This is a genomic window from Tessaracoccus terricola, from assembly GCF_054776555.1.
The window spans coordinates 151,687-171,812 of the sequence record NZ_BAAHBS010000001.1; the positions used below are offsets into that span (position 1 = coordinate 151,687).

16 protein-coding genes are annotated in these 20,126 nt (G+C 69.9%); 2 read left to right on the plus strand and 14 right to left on the minus strand.

Annotation, left to right across the window (positions count from 1 at the left end; genetic code table 11):
- Window positions 1-25: 25 nt before the first annotated feature.
- From ACYU7G_RS00680 to ACYU7G_RS00690, 3 genes are all read right to left on the minus strand, one after another.
- On the minus strand, window positions 26-1,318 hold the full coding sequence (locus ACYU7G_RS00680) for an ABC transporter substrate-binding protein (RefSeq protein ID WP_461103722.1): 1,293 nt from the start codon (window positions 1,316-1,318) through the stop codon (window positions 26-28).
- Window positions 1,319-1,391: 73 nt separating this feature from the next.
- A complete protein-coding gene (locus ACYU7G_RS00685) occupies window positions 1,392-2,444 on the minus strand; it encodes a zinc-dependent alcohol dehydrogenase (RefSeq protein WP_461103724.1) in 1,053 nt (350 codons plus the stop codon).
- Window positions 2,441-3,424, minus strand: coding sequence for a sugar phosphate isomerase/epimerase family protein (locus ACYU7G_RS00690; protein WP_461103726.1), 984 nt, complete (start codon window positions 3,422-3,424; stop codon window positions 2,441-2,443). The genes ACYU7G_RS00685 and ACYU7G_RS00690 overlap by 4 nt, the downstream gene beginning before the upstream one ends.
- Before the next feature lie 117 nt (window positions 3,425-3,541).
- On the opposite strand from ACYU7G_RS00690, the gene ACYU7G_RS00695 reads away from it, so the two are divergent.
- Together ACYU7G_RS00695 and ACYU7G_RS00700 are read left to right on the plus strand one after the other, a co-directional pair.
- Window positions 3,542-4,576, plus strand: coding sequence for an Ldh family oxidoreductase (locus ACYU7G_RS00695; protein WP_461103728.1), 1,035 nt, complete (start codon window positions 3,542-3,544; stop codon window positions 4,574-4,576).
- 13 nt (window positions 4,577-4,589) lie between these two features.
- Window positions 4,590-5,324 carry an orotidine 5'-phosphate decarboxylase / HUMPS family protein gene (locus tag ACYU7G_RS00700; RefSeq protein ID WP_461103730.1) on the plus strand — a complete coding sequence of 245 codons (735 nt, stop codon included), beginning with the start codon at window positions 4,590-4,592 and terminating at the stop codon, window positions 5,322-5,324.
- 177 nt (window positions 5,325-5,501) lie between these two features.
- Here the strand turns inward: ACYU7G_RS00700 and glpK are convergent, their stop codons facing one another.
- The 11 genes from glpK to ACYU7G_RS00755 all read right to left on the minus strand — a co-directional run bounded on the left by glpK (window position 5,502) and on the right by ACYU7G_RS00755 (window position 19,967).
- Complete coding sequence (glpK, locus tag ACYU7G_RS00705; protein ID WP_461103732.1) at window positions 5,502-7,022, minus strand: glycerol kinase GlpK; 1,521 nt, start codon at window positions 7,020-7,022, stop codon at window positions 5,502-5,504.
- Window positions 7,023-7,055: 33 nt separating this feature from the next.
- Entirely contained in the window at window positions 7,056-7,832 is a 777-nt protein-coding gene (locus ACYU7G_RS00710) for an MIP/aquaporin family protein (protein ID WP_461103734.1), read from the minus strand.
- A 413-nt stretch (window positions 7,833-8,245) separates the two neighbouring features.
- A complete protein-coding gene (locus ACYU7G_RS00715; RefSeq protein ID WP_461103736.1) occupies window positions 8,246-9,166 on the minus strand; it encodes a hypothetical protein in 921 nt (306 codons plus the stop codon).
- Window positions 9,159-9,920 carry a hypothetical protein gene (locus tag ACYU7G_RS00720; protein WP_461103738.1) on the minus strand — a complete coding sequence of 254 codons (762 nt, stop codon included), beginning with the start codon at window positions 9,918-9,920 and terminating at the stop codon, window positions 9,159-9,161. Before ACYU7G_RS00720 ends, ACYU7G_RS00715 begins: the two co-directional genes overlap by 8 nt.
- A complete protein-coding gene (locus tag ACYU7G_RS00725; protein WP_461103740.1) occupies window positions 9,917-10,600 on the minus strand; it encodes a hypothetical protein in 684 nt (227 codons plus the stop codon). The genes ACYU7G_RS00720 and ACYU7G_RS00725 overlap by 4 nt, the downstream gene beginning before the upstream one ends.
- A gap of 214 nt (window positions 10,601-10,814) precedes the next feature.
- Complete coding sequence (locus ACYU7G_RS00730) at window positions 10,815-11,483, minus strand: hypothetical protein (RefSeq protein WP_461103742.1); 669 nt, start codon at window positions 11,481-11,483, stop codon at window positions 10,815-10,817.
- 7 nt (window positions 11,484-11,490) lie between these two features.
- Complete coding sequence (locus ACYU7G_RS00735) at window positions 11,491-12,408, minus strand: hypothetical protein (protein ID WP_461103744.1); 918 nt, start codon at window positions 12,406-12,408, stop codon at window positions 11,491-11,493.
- A gap of 8 nt (window positions 12,409-12,416) precedes the next feature.
- Window positions 12,417-13,823 carry a hypothetical protein gene (locus ACYU7G_RS00740; RefSeq protein WP_461103746.1) on the minus strand — a complete coding sequence of 469 codons (1,407 nt, stop codon included), beginning with the start codon at window positions 13,821-13,823 and terminating at the stop codon, window positions 12,417-12,419.
- The gene (locus ACYU7G_RS00745; protein ID WP_461103748.1) at window positions 13,820-14,539 is read right to left on the minus strand and encodes a hypothetical protein; all 720 of its coding nucleotides are present in this window, start codon (window positions 14,537-14,539) and stop codon (window positions 13,820-13,822) included. Before ACYU7G_RS00745 ends, ACYU7G_RS00740 begins: the two co-directional genes overlap by 4 nt.
- A 107-nt stretch (window positions 14,540-14,646) precedes the next feature.
- Window positions 14,647-17,238 (minus strand): hypothetical protein, encoded by a 2,592-nt coding sequence (locus ACYU7G_RS00750; protein WP_461103750.1) that lies wholly within the window; start codon window positions 17,236-17,238, stop codon window positions 14,647-14,649.
- Window positions 17,235-19,967 (minus strand): MMPL family transporter, encoded by a 2,733-nt coding sequence (locus ACYU7G_RS00755; RefSeq protein WP_461103752.1) that lies wholly within the window; start codon window positions 19,965-19,967, stop codon window positions 17,235-17,237. The genes ACYU7G_RS00750 and ACYU7G_RS00755 overlap by 4 nt, the downstream gene beginning before the upstream one ends.
- Window positions 19,968-20,126 lie beyond the last annotated feature (159 nt).

Below are 20,126 nucleotides of genomic sequence, written 5' to 3' on the forward strand. Positions count from 1 at the left end.
CCGCCGGGCTCCGGTGGCGCCCCGATCAGCCGTCGGTCTCCAGGAAGGCCTCGTAGTCCTCCTTGGCCTTCTGCGCGGCGGCGGCCACGTCGCGGCCCTCGATGCCCTCGACGATGGGGGTGCCGACGATGTCACGCGCCTCGGAGACGCGGATTACGTTCGGCCGGTCGTAGCCGACCCCCACCTCGGCGGATGCGTTGATGACCTCGACCAGCTCCTCCGGGAAGCTCGCGGTGCTCTCCGGGTTGGCCCACACCGAGGCCCGCGCCAGCGGCACGCCGCTGGACTGGATGTCCAGCGAGGTCTCGGGGCTGGTGGCCCACTCGAGGAAGGCCCACGCGTTCTCCTTGTTCTCGGAGAACTCGTTGATGCCGAGCGCCCAAGACGGGACGTTGTACGGCTTGGAGCCGGCCGGTCCCGCCGGGAACTGCGCGAAGCCGATGGTGTCGACGACGTTGGAGTTCTCCGGGTCCATGAAGTTGTTGTAGAGGCTGTCCGCGTCGGTGTAGAACGCGGCGTTGCCCTGCGCGAACACCGGCAGCGCCTGCGGCCAGCTCATCTCCGTGGTGCCGGCGGGGCCGTAGTCGCGCAGCAGTCCGCTGTAGAGCTCGTAGGCGGCGATCGCCTCGGGGCTGGCGACGTCGTCCCAGTCCCCGCCCATCGAGTACAGGAAGCTGGAGAACTGGGTGACGGCCGCGGAGCGCTGCCCGCGGGAGACCCAGCCGAAGATGCCCGCGTCCTTGTCCGTGGTGGCCTCGACGGCCGCCTCGAACTCCTCCATGGTGGTGGGCACCTCGACGCCGGCGTCGGCGAGGATCTCCTTGTTGTAGTAGAGGATCTCGCGCTCGGTGACCAGCGGCACGCCGTAGACCGAGCCGGAGTCCGCGTCGGTGACGGCGCCCACGGGACCGTCCTGGAAGTCGTCCCAGTCCCAGTCGGCGTTGGCCGTGATGTTGTCGTCGAGGTTGGCCAGCCAGCCGTTGGTGACGAACATCTTGCCCTCCTGCAGGGGGCGGTACATCATGACGTCGAAGTCCGACGAGCCGGTGTTCAGCTTCACGTTGTACTGGTCGGAGAGCTGGTCCTCGCCGAAGGTGGTGAGGTTGACGGTGATGCCGGTCTTGTCCTCGAAGTCACCGATGCGTTCCTGAATGGCATCGGTCCAGGTGTGGTTGGGCAGCGAGACGTGGACCTCGCCGCCGCCCGCGGCGTTTCCGTCGCCGCCGTTGTCACCGTTGTCGCCGTCGCCGCCGCCGCATGCCGTCAGCAGCAGTGCTGCGGCCGCGGTCCCGGCGAGGAGTGTTCTGGTCCTGCTCATGTTGGGTTTCACCTTCCTGTGTGCCACCGCGCTGCTCTGCGTGGTGCTGTTCCTCGGACGGCGCCAGGCCTGTTCAGTGGGCCATGGTCACCACGGACTTGATGTTGCGTCCCTGCTCCATGGCCTCGAAGGCCTCGAGCCAGCGGGACAGGGGGTAGACGCCGCCGATGACCGAGTGGGGGTCCAGCCGGCCGGTGGCGAAGAGGGCGAGTACCCGCTCCCACGTGTTCCAGGTGTGGGAGAAGGACCCGTGGACCGTGACCGCCTTGGCCACGAGGGGATCGAGGTTGGCGCCCAGCGGTTGCGGGCCCCAGCCGACCTTGACGATGCTGCCGAGCGGACGCACCAGCGCCATCGACTGCAGGAACGCGGCACTGACGCCGGTGGCGTCGACGACGACGTCGGCCCCCAACCCATCGCCGGTGGCGGCGATCACGGCGAGCGGGTCCTCGTCGTCGATGTTGACGACGCGGTCCGCCCCGAACTCGGAGGCCTTGCCGAGGCGATGGCCGTCGACGGTGGTGCCGAGCGCGATGATGGTCCCCGCACCTTGGAGGCGGGCCACCTGGACGCACAGGGAACCGATGGCGCCCACTCCCTGGACCACGACGACGTCGCCCGGCTTGATGCTGCCGCGCTCGACGATGGCGTTGTAGGCCACGCAGTACGGCTCGGTCATGGAGGCGGCGTCGAAGTCCACGCCGTCGGGGATGCGGTGGAGCACGCGCGGCTCGGCGAGCACGAGGGAGCTGAAGGAGCCGTCGGCCAGTGCGCCATAGCCGATCCGGTTCGGGCACAGGTTGTAGCTGCCGGCCCGGCACAGCGCGCAGGTGCCACAGATCCGGAACGCCGTCTCGCACACCACGCGGTCCCCGACCGCCCAGCCCTCGACGCCGTCGCCCACCTCGGCGATGACGCCGCTCATCTCGTGGCCCAGCACCAGGTCCGGCTTCACGGCCCAGCTCTGGTTGTTCTGCCACATGTGGACGTCCGAGCCGCACACGCCGATGGAGCGCGGCGCCACCAGGACGTGACCGGGCAGCAGTTCGGGCACGGGCACCTCCCGCACCTCGACGTCGCCGGGGTTGGTGCCGTACTTGACCAGGCCCTGCATGGTGGCGCTCACGCCTGCTCCTCCCCCAGCCCGGGGCGGGCCCAGCCGGCCATCCCGGCGCGGGCGCGGGCCTGCTCCAGCCGCTCGACGCGGACGGCTGTGGAGCCGCCGAAGTACTTGTCCCGGGCATCCCGCAGGAACTCCACCGAGGCGCGCATCTCGTCCATGCCGTTGACGCCGTCCTCGATGCTGATCCAGCCGTCGTAGCCGGCAGTTACCAGGGTGTTGAAGATGCGCGGGTAGTCGTTGAGGCCCTGCCCGATGACGCCGTGCTGCAGCAGCGGCGAGTAGCCCAGGGTGCCGTCGCTCTGCCGGAGCTCGTCCAGGGAGCCGCCGGGCGCCAGCGAGCGGTCCGAGGCCTGCATCGTGTAGACGCGATCGATCACGGTGTCCAGGAAGTCGGCGCTGTCCTCGCCTGCGGTGATGGCGTTGGAGGGGTCGAACTGGACGCCGAAGTGGACGTCCTCCTCGATGCGCCCGAGCAGCCGGTGGAAGACCTCCTTGCGCTGCGCGAACTCGGGGTAGGCCCAGATGCCGTCCTTGTAGTGGTTCTCCAGGCCCAGCAGGATGTCCAGCTCGCGGGCGACGGGCAGCAGTTCGTCGAGCGCCTCCAGCACCCATTCGATGCCCTGGTCCACCTCGACGCCGGGGTGGCGCTGGCCGGTGAGGACGCGGGTGGAGGCGCCGCTGCCGGAGATGCGGTGCGTGACCTGGATCATCCGGATCTCGCGCTCGATCTCCTGCCGGCGCACCGCCGGGTCAGGGTGGGTGATGTCCGGGGAGGCGCACAGCATCGGCATCTCGAAGCCGGCGCCGTGGACGGCCGCGGCGACGTCGTCGACGAAGGAGTCCGGCTTGTCGATGAAGAACCCGGAGTACAGCTCGACGCCCTCCACGGGGAGGTCGCTCACCTGTTCGATCCACTCGAAGACCGTCATCCGGCCGGCGGTGATGGCCTCCATCTCGCCCTTGGGGAAGACACTGATTCGCACTTCTCGCATCCCTTCAACATTGAAGTTGCCGTTAAGTATGCTTAATCTGCATAAGCTTCACAAGGGATTCGGGAAATTGGTTTCCCGCCCGAGCGAACCTCACCGGAGAGGACCGGAATGGCAACCGTCGAAGCCGACGCCCTGACCGCCTGGACCACCGCCGTGCTCGAGTCCTGGGGACACCCCGGGGCCGATGCCCGCTTCATCGCCGACACCCTCGTCGACGCCAACCTGCGCGGGATCGACTCCCACGGCGTGCTGCGGCTGCCCGCCTACCGAGAGCGGGTGGACGCGGGGCTAGTGCTGCCGGACGCCAAGCCGGAAGTGACCGCTGACAAGGCCGTCGTCCACGTGGACGGGCGGCAGGCGGCCGGGCAGGTGGTGGCCCGCGAGGCGATGCTGGCGGTGGCCGCGACGGCGCGCTCCCACGGCGTCGCCAGTGCCGTGGTGCGCTCCAGCGCCCACTTCGGGGCCGCCGGCTACTACGCCAGGCAGCTGGCGCGGGAGGGATTCGTCGCCATAGTGGTGTCCAACTCCGAGCCCGTGGTGGTGCCCTTCGGCGGCCGCGACCCGCTGCTGGGCACCAACCCGTTCGCGTTCGCCGCCCCGCACGAGCCACACCCGTTGTGCGTGGACATGGCCACCGCCACCAGCGCGATGGGGCGGGTGATGGTCAAGGCCGAGGCCGGCGAGGCCATCCCACCGGACTGGGGCATCGACGCCGACGGCCACCCCACCACCGATCCCGGCCGGGTGGTCTCGCTGCTGCCGTTCGGGGGCCCCAAGGGCTACGGGATGGGGATGCTGGTGGAGACCCTGGCCGGCGTGTTCAGCGGCGCCGCCATCGGATCCGACGTCGGCAACATGTACGCCGACTTCTCCAAGCCCCAGAACTCTGGCCACTGGATGCTCGCGCTCGACGTCGAGCAGCACCTCCCGCTGGCCGAGTTCCTCACCCGGATGGCCCTCCTCACGGAACGCGCCCACGCCGTGCGGCCCGCCCCCGGCAGCGCCGGCGTCCAGGTCCCGGGCGAGCCCGAGGACACCCGCCGCGCCCAGCGCCTGGCCGAAGGCATCCCCGTCCCCGATTCCGTCGTGGCCGAGCTGGACCGACTCGGCGCCGCCATCGACCGCCCCCTGCCCACCAACTGAACCCGGAGGAACCATGTCCAGCAGCATCCGCGGCATCACCCGCGAGAACCTCACCCGCGCGCTGGTCCAGATCTCGCTGGACCTGACCAACAACACCGAGGCGCTCGAGACCGCCGCCGTCGCCGTCGAGGCAGGGGCGGACTGGATCGAGGTGGGCACCCCCCTGGTGCTGGCCGAGGGCCTCCATGCGGTGCGGGCACTGCGCCGCGAGTTCCCGGACCACCCCATCGTCGTGGACCTCAAGACCATGGACGGCGGCTACCTGGAGGCGGAGATGATGGGCGACGCGGGCGCCGACGCCGTGCTCGTCATGGGCCGCGCGCACGACGCCACCATCGAGCGGGTGCTGCAGGCCGGCGAGAAGTACGGGCTGCTGGTGATGGGCGACGACCTCGCCACCGAGGACCGCGTGGCCGAGGCGCGGCGCCTGGAGTCGCTGGGCGTCGGCATGGTGATCCACCACATCGGCTACGACCACCGCGGCAGGCACCCCGAGCTGGGGCTGAGCCCCCTGACGGACCTGCCGGAGATCGTCGCCGCCACCAGCATCCCCGTGCAGGCGGTCGGCGGCCTGAGCATCGACCAGGCGGTGGAGTGCGTCGGCCTGGGCGCGCCCGTAGTGGTCTTCGGCGCCCCACTGGCCATCGACGGTGAGTCGTTCGCCCCGTCGAAGGACCGCGACGCGTTGCTGCAAGTCCTGACCGAGGCCAGCGCCCGCGTCCACGAGGCGGAGATCCGCTACCCCTGAGCCCCGCCGGAGAGGATTCAGTGGGGTCGTTCTTTTTGCGCGTCGACCAGCAAAACGACCCCACTTAGCCGACGTCACCGGCCGGCACCGTTCGGCCCGGTCCCCAGGTCAAGCAAGGAAGAAGCCGGGCGGCGTGGTCACCCCACGCCGCCCGGCCCGTTGAAGGGAGTTCGCAGATCACTCCACGACGTCGTCGTCCACCCAGTCGAAGGTGCGGGTCACGGCCTTCTTCCAATTGCGGAAGAGGCGGTCGCGCTCGCCCTCCTCCATCTTCGGGTTCCAGCGGGAGTCCTCGGCCCAGTTGTCGATGACGTCCTGCTCGCCGCCCCAGTAGCCGACGGCGATGCCGGCGGCGTAGGCCGCGCCCAGAGCCGTGGTCTCCGCGACGACGGGGCGCACCACGTCGACACCGAGTTGGTCGGCCTGGAACTGCATGAGCAACTCATCGCTGGTCATGCCGCCGTCCACCTTGAGCTCGGCCAGCTTGACCCCGGAGTCGGCCTCCATGGCCTCCAGCACCTCGCGGGTCTGGTAGGCGGTGGCCTCCAGGACAGCGCGGGCGATGTGGCCACGGTTGACGTAGCGGGTCAGACCGACGAGCGCGCCGCGGGCGTCGGACTTCCAGTAGGGCGCGAACAGGCCCGAGAAGGCGGGCACGAAGTACGCGCCGCCGTTGTCCTCGACGGTGGCGGCCAGCTCCTCGATCTCCGGTGCGCTGTCGATGATCTTGAGGTTGTCACGCAGCCACTGGACCAGCGATCCGGTGACGGCGATGGAGCCCTCCAGCGCGTAAATCGGCTTGTTGTCGCCGATCTTGTAGCAGACGGTGGTCAGCAGGCCGTTCTTCGACGGGACGATCTCCTCGCCCGTGTTGAGCAGCATGAAGTTGCCGGTGCCGTAGGTGTTCTTCGCCATGCCGGGCTCGAAGCAGGCCTGGCCGAAGGTGGCCGCCTGCTGGTCGCCCAGGATGCCGGCGATCGGAACCCCGGTCAGGAGTCCCTTGGCGCGACCCTCGCCGTAGACCTCGGCGGAGCTCTTGATCTCCGGCAGCATGGACATCGGGATGCCCATGTCTTCGGCGATCGACTCGTCCCAGCTGAGGGTCTTCAGGTCCATCAGCATGGTGCGCGAGGCGTTGGTGACGTCGGTGACGTGCACGCCACCGTCGACGCCGCCGGTCATGTTCCACAGCACCCAGGTGTCCATGGTGCCCATGACCAGGTCCCCGGCCTCGGCCTTGGCGCGGGCACCCTCGACGTTGTCGAGGACCCACTTGACCTTGGGGCCGGCGAAGTAGGTGGCCAGCGGCAGGCCGACGCGGTCCTTGTACTTGTCCTGCCCCTCCTCGCCACCCAGGTCGTCGATGATCTTGGCGGTGCGGGTGTCCTGCCAGACGATCGCGTTGTAGACGGGTTCGCCCGTGGTCTTGTCCCACACCAGCGTGGTCTCGCGCTGGTTGGTGATGCCGACGGCGGCCATGTCGCCGCTGTTGAGGCTGGCCTTGGCGAGGGCATCGGCGACGACGGAGCGGACGTTGTCCCAGATCTCCTTGGCGTTGTGCTCCACCCAGCCGGCCTTCGGGAAGATCTGCTCGTGTTCCTTCTGGCCGGTGGCGACGATCTTGCCGCTGTGGTCGAAGATGATGGCACGCGTGCTGGTGGTGCCCTGGTCGATTGCCATGACGAACTTGTCAGTCATGAATTCTCACTTCCTTGTGTGGTTGTCGGATGGTCACGGGAGGGGCAGGAGTGCGCTGTGCACGAGGCCGGCCAGCACACCACCGATGATCGGGCCCACGATCGGGACCCAGGCGTAGCCCCAGTCGGAGCTGCCCTTGTCCTTGATGGGCAGGATGGCGTGCATGATGCGGGGGCCGAGGTCACGCGTCGGGTTGATGGCGTAGCCGGTGGGGCCGCCGAGGCTGATGCCGATGGCGACGACGAGGAGGCCGACGCCGAGCGCTCCGAGCCAGCCGAGGTTGGCCGGGCCGGTGCCGCCCTCGGCCGATGCGGCGACGTCGGTGAAGTGCCCCGCTGCGAGGACGCCGAACACGAGGACGAAGGTGCCGATGACCTCAGTGAGGGTGTTCCAGAACGGGCTGCGGATCTGCGGCGCCGTGGAGAACACCCACAGCTTCTTGCCCTTGTCCTCCTCGGCGTCGAAGTGCTGCTTGTAGGTCAGCCACACCAGGCCCGCGCCGATCATCGCGCCGACGAGCTCACCGGCGATGTAGGTCATCACCATGCCGAAGCTCATGGACACGCCGCTGGCGAGGAGGCCGAGGGTGACGGCCGGGTTCAGGTGGCCGCCGGAGGCTGCCGCCCCGAGGACACCGACGAAGACTGCGAGACCCCAGCCCCAGTTGATGAGGAGCCAGCCGGTGTCCTGCCCCTTGGTCTTTGCCAGCAGGGTGTTGGCGACGACGCCACCACCCAGCAGGATCAGGAGTGCGGACCCGACGACTTCCGATACGAAGATGGCCCCTAGCGAGGTTTCCAACAGTTCCATTGTGTGTGACTCCATTCCTGACAACTGTGTCAGCCGTGGTGCCTCTCGGCACCGGGTGGCCCGGGACTGGTGTCCCGGTGGGATCCCGGCGAGAACACCGTGTTGGCGCGGTGGCACCGGGTATAGGCACCAGACAATCCCGTCCTGCACGTAGGTGCAATGGCTGTGCACGTTCGTGCACCAGGGGTCCGTTCCCGTGCACCTTGATGCCGGGGTCCGGCGCGACGCCCCGGCCGCCGTCGCGTCGCCGACGGTGCCCCGTCGCCCCGGCGGCGCCCGTCGTCGCCCACCCCGCCGACCCGACTCGCCGACAGAAATCGCCGGAAGGGGCACCCGTGCCCTCGTCGCCGCTTTTCGTCGGCGTGTCGGGTCGGGGCGGCGACGGCGGCCGGCGCCGCTGAAGTGGGGTGCGGTCAGGCGAGGGGCGGGATGGCACCCGCGGTGGGGGCCGGGCGCAGGTCTGCGGAGTCGCCGCCGGTGGGCCAGCCGGTGGGCAGCAGCACGCTCGGCATGCCGAGCAGCGAGTCCAGCTCGGTGGCCAGTTCCCTGGCGGTGTCACCGTCGGCGATCGAGTCCAGCTCGTGGGTGAGCTTGCCCCTGAGCAGGGTGAGGTGGGACTCGACGCCGCGGCTGCGGCGGAACAGTTGGGTGGTGTCGCCACCGGGCAGGGCGCGGATCTGCGAGGCCGTGAAGGAGATCGCCTCGGAGGTGTAGAAGAACGCGGCCCGGTTCAGCAGCGCGGTGTGGTCCAAGGCGTTGGATGAGCTGTCCTCCACGCCGGCGAGTTCCTCGAGGGCGCTGGCCTGGACGAGTGCCGCGCGACGGTAGCCCTCGGCCGCCTCGCCGGTCCAGTTCTCCACCTCGACGAGTTCCCGCACCTGCCGCGCGATCTCGAGCACCTTCTCACCCTGCTTGCGCTCGAGGTCGCGCTCGGCCTCCAGCTTCGCCGGCACCTCGGCGTGGGGCGCCACCCGTTCGTCCAGGAGGGTGCGGATCCCCTCCAGCTGGGAGCGGACCCCCTCGGTGATGACCTCGGACGCGGTGTCCAGCTGCTCCACCACGAGCGTGTAGACCGTGGGGAACATGGTCTTCAGCTGCCCCAGCGCCTGCAGCGTCTGCTCGCGGTCCTCGCCCAGGACGGTGGTGACGGTGGCGTCGAGTTCCTCGAGCGCGGCCGTGACGTCGGCGAACTCGGGCTGGGGCAGCGGCTCGGTCTCCTCGACGTCGCCGCCCTGGTAGCCGATGCGACGCAACTCACGCAGCTGCGCGGAGGCGGTCTCCTCGGACCCCAGGTCGATCCGGGCGGTGTTTCGCTGCTGGAACTGCTCACTCATCGGCAGTCTTCTCCCTGATCTCGGCGGTGCCGGACTCCTCGACCGCCTCGTACTGACCCGCGACGTCGTGCAGCCTGCCCACGAGTGCGTCGAACTCCTCACCGGCTCCCGTGGTCCAGGTCCGGACCTGTTCGTTGACGGCCTGCTGGGGGCGCTGCGGCGGCTGCACCAGCCCGAGTGCGGCGTCGAAGGCGGGGCTGTCGAGCGCCTGGATCTCCTGGGCAAGCTCGGCCCACCTGGAGGCGATGCCGCGCACCGCGACGGGGTCCGCGCTGAAGCCGTCGGCCGGTCCCACCGGGGCACCTCCCCCGGCGCCGCCGCCGTCGGGCAGCCCGCCGCCACCGCCACCGATGCCGCCGCCCCCGAGACCGCCGATGTCCGGGACACCCGGCTCCTCCTCGACCTCCTCTGCCAGCGGGGCGGCTTGCGCGGCCTGCACCCCGAGGCCCGTGCTGGCCTGGGGCGGCCTCGTGGTGGCAGCGGCCGCAGCGGCAGCGGACCCGCCGCCGAGCCCACCGCCCCCGGAGCCCCCGGAGGCGCCCGCACCGCCGGCGCCCATGCCGCCCATCATCATCGGGGGCATCATGCCGGGCGCCCCGACACCGCCCTGGCCGCCCTGCCGGTTCGGGTTCAGCTGTGCCTCGCGCAGTTCGGCGTTGACGATCACGTCGTCGTCGTCCGCGGTGACGCCGGAGAACCGACTCACTGCAGCCCGCCTGGCCACCTCCGCCCAGACGTCGTCCGGTTCAGTCATCGTCGGTCCTTCCCGGTCAGCATCTTCATCAGACCCGTCATGAGGATCTCGTGCTCGCGGGCCAGGTCCGCCAGCTCGTCACGGGGCTCGGGCGCCGCCTCGTACGCGGCGTAGGCGCGGGAGGCGGTCTCCAGGACCCAGTGGTTGATGTCCTTGACCGCCATGTCCTCGAGCCACTCGTCGTCGAACTCGACGGCGACGGCGTGCCCGTTCTCGTCCAGCCGGACGGTGACGCCCTCCGTCTCGGCGCTGACCGGCCGGGCGGGCTCGACCGGCGTGCTGCGGGCCCGCTCGACGGCCTCCTCCCAGCGCTGGTTGAAGTTCTGCAGCGCCAGCCGGTAGGTCACGAACGGGCTGCGGTTGAACCTGGGGAGTCCGGAGAAGTCCACCCCGGTGAGGTCGGGTTCCTGCGGCTCCGGGGCGGCCGGGGCGATCTGGATGCGCGCCGACGCCAACGCCGCGGCGAAGCACTGGTCCAGGGTCTTCTCGCGAACCTTGTGGTGCCACACGGGTGAGACCTGGACGCGGACCAACTGCCCGTCGGCCACCCACACGCGAACGATGTTGTCGCCGTCGGTGAAGCCGGTGTCACGCCCTTGCGACGGCTCGTCCTCGGCGGCGTCGTCCCCGTAGTGAACCGGCGCCAGCGGGTCGTAGTCGTCGTCCATGAGGCCGTCCATGCTCTCCTCGTCCTCGTGCGAAGTGCCTGCCCCCAGTGTGCCAAAGCGCCGGGTCACGGAGCGGGGACCCGGCGGCCACACAAGGGGAACCGGGAGCTCGGCAGTCGGAGCCCCCGGTGCAGGCAACACCCGACCCCGCACAAGGGGAACCCAGAGCTTGGCACTCGGAGCCCCTGGTGCAGCCTGGGCCGCGCGTACGCGACGCGGGCCTGCGTCAGAGCTGGTCGTAGAGGGAGTTGGTGAACTCGGCGAGCTCTTCCAGCGTCATGTGGTCCACCCCGGCGGTGAGTACCTTGAGGGTGGCCGGCTCACCGGCCACCAAACACTGGATGATGTCCCCGATCCCGTCGTTGGTGGTGCCGCAGACGGCGTTGCCCATCACTGTGGCGTCGGGCATCTCGGAGGTCGCCAGGGTGTAGCTGTCCCGTCCCATCGAGATCACGACGCCGACGCCGCGGATGGCCTCGTTGTCGTCATAGTCCACGGTGATGCTGGCAACGTCCTTGATGGGGCCCTCGGGGTCCTGCACGAACGGCCCAATCGAATCCGGGAAGTTCGGTGCCGTGAAGAAGTCCCGCAGGGAATCGACGTTGGGCGGAGTCACCGGACCCCAGTCGACGTCCGTCGGCTCGCTCGTCTCCCCCGTGGGTTCGGTGGTCTCCTCGCCGGGCCCGGTGGTCTGCTCCGTGGGCCCAGTGGTCCCATCGGTCCCCTCGGTGCTCTGGACCGTGGTGACGGACTCGGTGGGCGTGGTGGTCGGTTCGGTGTCGCCGCCACCAACCAGCCCCCAAACGACGAGCCCGGCCAGCACGACGGCTGCCACACCGATGATCACCCACAGGACGCTTCGTCCGCGTCCGCTGGACGCCTGCTGCTGGGTCATTCGAGGCTCAGAGGTCCACACCGGGAGCGTTGCCCCCACCGCCACCGCCACCGCTGAGGTTGGTGTCGTCGACGTCGGGGGTCACCCCGTTGGTGTCAGCGGCAGTCTGGCCCGCGCCGCTGGTACCGGTGGGCCAGGACCCGACCTCCAGCAGGTTCGGGAGGGAGATGGTGTTCCTCAACTCATTGCTGAGGTTCGCACTCGAGCCCCCAGCCACATCTCCCGTGATGGCCTGTATCAATTCACCGAGGAGCGCGTAGCACTCGTTGCGGGCCTTGGCCGTGCGCGTGTAGTACTGGCCGCCCCCGCTGCCCTGGGCACCGTTGATCCGGCCAGCAGCCAACCGCACGTCCTTGCCGACGACGTAGAAGATGGCACGGTTGAGCAGCGCGCCCGCGCGGGCACCCGCGCCGGTGCTCTTCATGACTCCCTCGAGCTCGAGGAGGGCGTTGCTCTGGACACTGGCAGCAGTTGTGTACTGGGTCCGGGCATCCCCGGACCAGCCCTCGACGTTCTGGAGCCGCTGCGCCACCTTCTGCATCTCCCCGACCCGGGCCGCGCGAGCGTCCCAGCCCTCCGCGTCGGCCACCAGTCGCCCCGGGACAGGGGCGTGCTTGGCGACGTTGGTGTCGATGAAGTTCTCCACCTGCTGCAGCGCCTGGAACGCCTGGTTCTTCAGCTGGCGGGCCTCCGCCTCGAAGCGGTTCTTCTCCGCGAAGTAGTTCAGGGTGTGACGGCCCAGCCGACCCATCTCCATCCAGAACCCCGACGCCTCGCTCTCGTCGCGCTGCATGGCGTTCGTGACGGCCGTGCGCAGCTTGACCACCTCGGAGCGCACCTCGGAGAACTCGTAGTTCGCCGCAGCGGCCTGTTCACCTGACTTGATGGCGCCCATGATGGCGCCCAACATTGCGTTGACGTTCAACGTTCAGTTCACCCCTGGTGGATCTGCTTGGTTGCCTGCGCGTTGGCTTCCTCGGTGGCCTGGTAACCACCTGCGGCACTGGTCAACTTCCCGGTGAGTGAGTCGAACTCCGTGCTGGCGCCTCCGGACCACTCGGCCGCCGCACCCGAGAGCTTGGTGTGCGAGGGCTGGACCTGCTTGACCAGTCCGAACTCGCTCACGGTGGTGGACGAGGACTGCATCGCCTTCATCTGCCCGGAGAGCTCGTTCCACTGCTTGGCGGCGGTCCGGAGGGCTTCGGGGTCCGCGACGTAGCCGTCGGCGCCGGAGACGTCACCCGTGTTGCCACCCGTGTAGCCGCCGGTGTTCCCACCGCCCGTGCCGGTGCCCCCGCCCGTGCCCGTGCCGGTGCCGCCACCGGTGCCGGGACCAGTGCTCCCACCGGGAGTGACGCCCGTGCCGGGGCCGGGGTTCGTGCCGGTTCCCGGCCCGGGGTAGTCCGGGTCACCGGGCTGCGGGTAGTCCGGGCCAATCGGGTTGCCCGGGTAGTCCGGATCACCCGGCTGCGGGTAGCCCGGGTTGCCCGGGTTCCCGGGGTAGTCCGGATCACCGGGCTGCGGGTAGTCCGGGTTGCCGGGATTGCCCGGGTTCCCGGGGTAGTCCGGATCACCCGGCTGCGGGTAGCCCGGATTGCCCGGGTTCCCGGGATAGTCCGGATCACCCGGCTGCGGGTAGCCCGGATCGCCCGGGTTGCCCGGGTAGTCCGGGTGGCCAGGGGTACCCGGCAGGGGGTTGCCGTTGTGGTCGTGGTCGGCGATGCCATCACCGTCGGTGTCGATGCCCCCGGGGACCACGCGGTCCGGGATGCCGTCGCCGTCGATGTCGACGCCACCACCGACGCCACCGCCTCCACCGCCGAGGGGGTTGCCGTTGTAGTCGACGTCGGCAACGCCGTCGCCGTCAAGATCAATACCGCCCGAGACGTAGGAGTCCTCGATGCCGTCGCCGTTGAGGTCGCCCGGGCCGGCCCCGGCGGCCAGCACGCCGCCACCGCCGACGCCCGCGCCGCCTCCGAGGCCACCGCCCATGCCTGCGCCGCCACCGGTTCCAAGGCCGCCCACACTGGTGCTGCGCATGGCGCCGGCAGCGCCGACGGCACCCACGCCGCCCATGCCGCCCGCGTCCATGACGCCGCCACCGCCTGCACCGGTGGTCCCGGCCGCACCGGCGCCACCGCCACGGCCACCCATCATCATCGGGGGCATCATGCCGCCCTTGTCGCCCTTGCCCTTGCCGCCCTGTGCGTTGGGGTTGATGGCGGCCTCGCCGAGCTCGCCGTCGTCGAGGGTGTCGTCACTGTCCGCAGTGACGCCGGCCACCGAGCTCTCAGCAGCGCGTCGTTCCACCTCGGACCAGGGATCCACAGGACCAGTCATGATCGCTCCTTCGGGTTGAGCATTGCCTTGAAAGTAGCCATGAGGAACCTGTGTTCGTCCTCGATGGCGTCGAGTTCTTCTCTGTCTTCAACGTTGGGGGTGTAGCGGGAGTAGGCGTTCTGGGCCGCCGCCAGGACGTGGTCCGCGATGGCCCCGGCCTGGGCCGAGTCCAGCCACTTGTCCTCGAACCGGACGGCCTCGGCAAGCCCTGCGGAACTCAGCCGGACGGTGACGCCCTTCGAGCGCCCCTCCACCGCGTCGGACTGCGCCGGGGGACGCTCCTGGTACTCCTTGATTGCCGCGTCCCAGCGCTCCTCGGCGTCTGCCACCAGGTTGCGCATCACGGCGAAGGCCCTGCTGTCGAACCGGGGCAGGCCGGAGAAGTCGACGTCGCCGAAGTCCGGGGCCGTGCGCTCGGTGATCTGGCCGACGGTGGCGTTGGCCATCCGGAGGGCCTGGCCGAAGCTCTCGTCCAGGGTTCGCTTGCCCAGTCGGGTGTACCAGACCGGGGAGACCCGCACCTTGGTCAGGTGCCCCTCCTCCAGCCACACCCGCACGATTCCGTCCGAGTCGGAGACGCCACCGACGGCAGCGTCCTCCTCGGGATTCTCGTCCTCAGGGGTCTCACCGTAGATAACCGGTGCCAGTGGCGAGAGATCGTCCTCGTGTACTTCCTCCGGGCTCATGGGCCACACCTCCGATCCTTCGACGCGCACCGCTCAAGTATTGCAACAGCCGGGGTCAGACCGGACGGCCACAACTGCCCGAGTTCGCCTCCGGACCCTGTCCGACGGTAACCCGACGGCGCGGCGCAGGCAAAAGCTCAGGCGGTCACCACGCGGCGTCGGAACTGGTCGGCGGTGAGTTGCCGCCGTGACGCGATGGCCAGGTAGGACAGCGCGAACGCGATCGCGGCCACGAGCACCGCGGCTCCCACCAGGCCCGTCATGCCGGAACCGTCAGCCATCCAGGTACGGACCATGAGCAGGCCGTTCTGGGCGGGCGAGAAGGTGGCCACGGAGTCGAACCAGGCGGGGAGGCCGGAGGTGATGCCCAGCGCCACCGTCGCCACCAGCAGGAGCGCGGAGATCCCCCGGCCCACGTTGCCGAGCCACGCGACGAGGGCGTGGTTGACCAGCACGAACGAGACGCCCAGGGCCGCCAGCAGGAACACCAGACCAAGGGAGCGGCCGAGGCCGAGTCCGACCACCACGGATCCCACGACCCCGAACACCACACCCAGGCCGGCAGCCAGGATCGCAGGTAGTCCCACCGCACGGGCCCACAACGCGATGCTGGGCGCCCGGGAACTGACCACGTCAGAGGGCACCGCCCGCGCCACCACGAAGGCCGCCAGCGCGATCAGCCACAACCCGGCCACCAGCAGCAGCGCCGCAAGTCCCACGGAGTTGTTGGAAGCCAGTTCGTCGGAGCCGTCAACGGGTGAGGCCACGACGGTGGACAGCGCGGCACGCTCCTCCTCGGAGTACGTGGGAACCTGGTCCGCACCGGCCGAGAGCTCGGTGGCGAAGGTGTCCACGCCGTCGGCGAGCTGCTGCGCACCGTCGTCGAGCTGGACCACACCGTCGGCGAGGTCCTGGGTGCCGTCGGCGGCGGTCACGACGCCGTCGGCGAAGGTTCCCACGCCGTCGATGTAGTCGCCCACACCATCGGCATAGGTTCCGACGCCGTCGGCGTAGGTCTCCACACCCTCGGCGAACTGGCCGACGCCACTGGTGTAGGTCTCCACGCCGGAGGTGTACTGGCCGACGCCGTCGGCGAACTGCGAGACGCCGTCGGTGAACTCCGCGACGCCACCGGGCATGGCCTGGAGCTGCTGGTCCAGCTGCTGCATGCCACCCAGCAACTGGGTGGCGCCGGAGCCGAGTGCGTCGGCGTTGTCCACCAGCGGCTGCGCCCCGGTGACGAGTTCGCCGGCGCCGTCGGAGAGCTGCTGCAGTCCGTCGCGGAGGGCGGGGAGGCCCTCCAGCAGGGCGGGCAGCTGCTGCGCGAGCTGGCCGACGCCGTCGAAGAAGGGCGCCGACTCCGTCGCTAGCTGCGAGGCGCCGTCGATCAGGCTGGCGCCGCTGGCATCGGGGGTGCTGAGGGCGGCGGACGCGGTCCCGGCACCTGCCTGGAACCCGGCGGTGACACCGGCTGCGGCACCCGCGGCGAAGGTCTGCTCGAGCATCGCGCACGTCGCCGGATCCGCCACTGGGCATTCGAACGCGGCTGCGATCTGGCCGCCGATGGCCTGCACCTCGGCGGGCGCGGGCACGGCACCGGTGGCGAAGCCCTGCAGGGCCCCGTCCACCTGTTCCAGGCCGCCGGCGATGCCCTGCACGCCCGCGCCGATCTCGGTGGCGCCGGTACCGAGGGCCTCGAGCTCGGCGGGGTCAGGGGTCTGGCCGCCGGCGTCGAGGCCAGCGATCATCTGGTCGATACCGGCCTTCAGTTCGCCGACACCACCGACCACCTGTCTGGTGCCGTCGGTGTAGTCGGGGATGCCGGGCAACAGTTGTTCGGCGCCGTCCACCAGCTGGCCCACGCCGTCGACCAGTGCCGGCAGCTCACCAGCGAACTGCTCGACGCCCTGGCTGAGTTCGTCGGCCCCGGCTGCGAGTTCGTTGCCGCCGGAGACCAGCTGGCCGCTGCCCTCGGTCAGCGCATCGCCACCGGCCACCACCTGGGCGCCGCCGTCCACCAGTTCTGTGCTGCCGGAGGCGAGCTGGGCTCCACCGTCGTTGAGTTGCAGCGCGCCGTCGGAGAGCTGGCCCATGCCGTCCGCCAGTTCACCGGTGCCGTCGCTCAGCTCGTCCGTGCCGTCGGCCAGCTGGGTGGCGCCGTCGGAGAGCTGGGAGGCGCCGTCGACGATGGCCCCGAACTGGTCCCCCACGCTGTTGAAGCCGATGAAGACGTTGTCCAGGTAGCTCTCGGTGAGGGTGGAGTTGATGCCCTCCCGCGCGAGCCCGGCGATCTCCTTGGCGAGGCGCGCGTCGGTGACGGGCGCGTTCTCGGACATCGTGATGTCGATGGTGGCCTGCCGGGCCACGGCGGCGTCGTTCTCGCTGAACGAGGTGGCCGCGGCGGAGAACTCCTTGGGGATGGTGACGACGGCGGAGTACTGCCCGCTGGCGAGGCCGGCCTGGGCATTGGCCTGGTCCGCGAGCGTCCAGGAGATGTTGCTGCCCTCGCGGTCCATGATGGCGGCGGCCAACTGTCGGCCCATGGGGATGTACTGGTCCCCGACGGTCACGGCCTCGTCGAGGTTCACGACGGCGGCCTGCACCCGCTCCTCGCCGTTGCCGTTGACGAGCGCCAGCAGTCCCCCGACGGCCAGCAGCGGGACGAGAACCAGCGCGATCAGCGCGGGCAGGCCGACCTTGCGGCCGGTGACGGTGCTTTCGGGCCTCATGCGTTGCTCCCAACAAGTTCGGCTTCGGTGACGGTGACGATGCCGTCGGGGTTGATCTCTGCGAGGTGGGCCTCGCTGCCGGCGCACACCACGAGCGCGAACTCGCGGGTGGAGCGGGCAGCGTCGACGAGGCGCTGGAGGGCCTGCCGCTCGGCCTCGGAGGCCACCACGTCGGCGGAGTCGATGAACACGACGCTGCCGGCTGCGGGTTCGATCCGTTCGAGGGCCGCGGCGGGTGAGTGCTCCACGGCAAGGTCCACATAGGTTGCCCGGCTCCGGACCAGCCCGGCGGACTCGGGGAGCAGCTCCCCGACGACGCGGGCCCGGCCGGAGGTGACGGCCAGGCGGCCACTGAGTGCGAGCGCCAGGCCGGTGCGGGCCCCGAGCGGACCGGCGATGCCGATGACATTGCCGCCGACCGCCTTGAGGCTCACCGGGTTGACGACGCCCTCCACCGCGAGCTGATCGGCGTGCAGCAGGCTGCCGTCGCCGGGCCAGTCGGCCAGTTCGAGCTTCTTGGTCAGCACCTCACCCTCGACGTCGAAGGAGGGCAGCAGCTTGTCCAGCCACTTCGGCAGCCACCAGGCCCGGTCCCCCAGCAGTGCCAGGACGGCGGGGACGAGGGTCATGCGGACCAGGAATGCGTCCACCATGACCCCGACTGCGAGCGCGAAGGCGATCTGCTTGATCGGCCCCATGCCCTCGGGCACGAAGAACGCGAAGACCGCGAACATGATGAGTGCTGCTGCCATCACCACGGGGCCGGATGCCACGAAGCCAGCCCGGATGGACTCCAACGCGGACTTGCCGTGCACGTACTCCTCCCGCATCCGGGACACGAGGAAGACCTCGTAGTCCATGGCCAGGCCGAACAGGATGCCCATCACCAGGATGGGCAGGAAACTGATCAGGGGCATGCCGCGCTCGAGGTTGATGAGCTCCTTGAACCAGCCCTCGTTGAACACGAGCGTGGACGCGCCGAATGCCGCGCCGACGCTCAGGACGTAGCCCACCGTCGCCTTCACCGGTACCCAGACCGAACGGAAGACCGCGGCCAGGAGCACCATCGACAGTCCCACCACGAGGATCGCGAACGGAAGCAGTGCCGCGGAAAGCTTGGCGGTGACGTCGAGTTGCACGGCGGTGAACCCGGTCACGGCCGTGTTGACGTCCAGTTCGTCGCGCCACTGCTCGCCCAGTTCCTTGAGGTCCTCGACCACAAGGGCCGTGGCCGCGTCGTCGGAGGCGGTGGTGGGGATCACCTGGATAAGCGCGGTGTCCACGTTCGGGTTGGGGGTGGCGAGCGGGACGCTGGCGACGCCGTCGAGGGCGAGGATGTCTTCCTTCAGCTCGTCGATGAGGGCGATGGGATCCTCGGAGGCGATGATGTCCGCCGTGACGACGAGGGGGCCGTTGAAGCCGGGGCCGAAGTGCTCGGCGATCAGGTCGTAGGCGACGCGCGACGGGGTGCCGGGCTCGTTCTGGCCGGCATTCGGCAGCGACATCTGCATGCCCGCCGCCGGGATGGTCAGCGCGCCGAGGGAGACCACGATGGCGACGGTGGTGACCACCGGGTGCTTGGTGGTGACGCCCACCCACCAGGCGAACAGGCCACCCTTCTTCTTCGGCGCCTCGGAGTTGCCCTGAGGTGCGAGCGGCAGCGAGCCTCGAAGGGCCTCCCCCTCCGCAGCAACAGCCTTCTTCGGCTTCTTGGGCTTGGGCCGCATCCGCTCGCCCACCAGCCCGATGAACGCGGGCAGCATGGTGAGGGCGATCAGGACGGAGAACACGATGGTCAGGGCGGCGAAGACGCCCATCACGGTGAGGAACGGGATGCCGGCGACGCCGAGGCCCAGCAGCGCGATGAACACGGTGACGCCGGCGAACACGACGGCGGATCCGGCGGTGCCGACGGCGCGGGCGGCGGACTCCTCCACCTCCATGCCGTCGCGCAGCTGGTCGCGGTGGCGGGAGAGGATGAACAGCGCGTAGTCGATGCCGACGGCCAGGCCCAGCATGACTGCCAGCAGCGGCGTGACGGAGTTCAGGTCCGCCACCTGGGAGAAGATCAGCATGATGCCCATGGCGACGCCGACGCCGACGACGGCGGTGATCAGCGGGAGCCCGGCGGCGACGAGGGAGCCGAGCAGGACGAACAGGACGACGAACGCGACGCCCAGGCCGATGGCCTCGACGATGGTGAGCGCGGGGACGTCGATGTTGAACGCCTCGCCACCCATGGCCACCTGGGTGCCTGCCGGCATCTGGGCCTCGATCCGCTCACCGGCGTCGGTGATGGTGGCGAGTTGGTCGTCGCTGGGCGTCCCGTCCACGTCGAGCTGGAGCTGGATGATGGCGGCCGAGCCGTCGTCGGCCACCTGCCCGGAGACGAACTCGTCCCACGGCGAGGTGGCGTTCTCCACCACCTCCAGCTCCGCCAATTCCGTGACACCCTCCTCGATCTGCGGCTGCAGTTCGGCCACGTCGGTGCCCTCGGGGGCCACGACGATGGCCGTGGCGGTGAGCGCGGCGCCCTGGGGGAACGTCATGGAGAGCTTCTCCAGAGCCTCCTGCGACGAGGACCCGGGGATCTCGAACGTGCTGTTGAACTTCGGTCCGAGTGCGACGGCAGTGCCGCCGAGGACCACCAGCAGTGCGAGCCAGATCCCGATCACCTTGAGCCGGTTGCGGAAGCACCAGCGACCGAGGGCGTACAGCTGTGCGGACATGAGCCACCTTCGAAAAGCGTCGTCGGGAGGGGCCGGTTCGGTACACCAGCGCAGTGGATTCTACGTCGATACAGTTCCGTATCCAAATGATTCGCCCGCGGGGGGCAGCCCGGACCCTGATGGCACGCGGCCACGGCCTGCCCCCGTGGCCGGACGGGG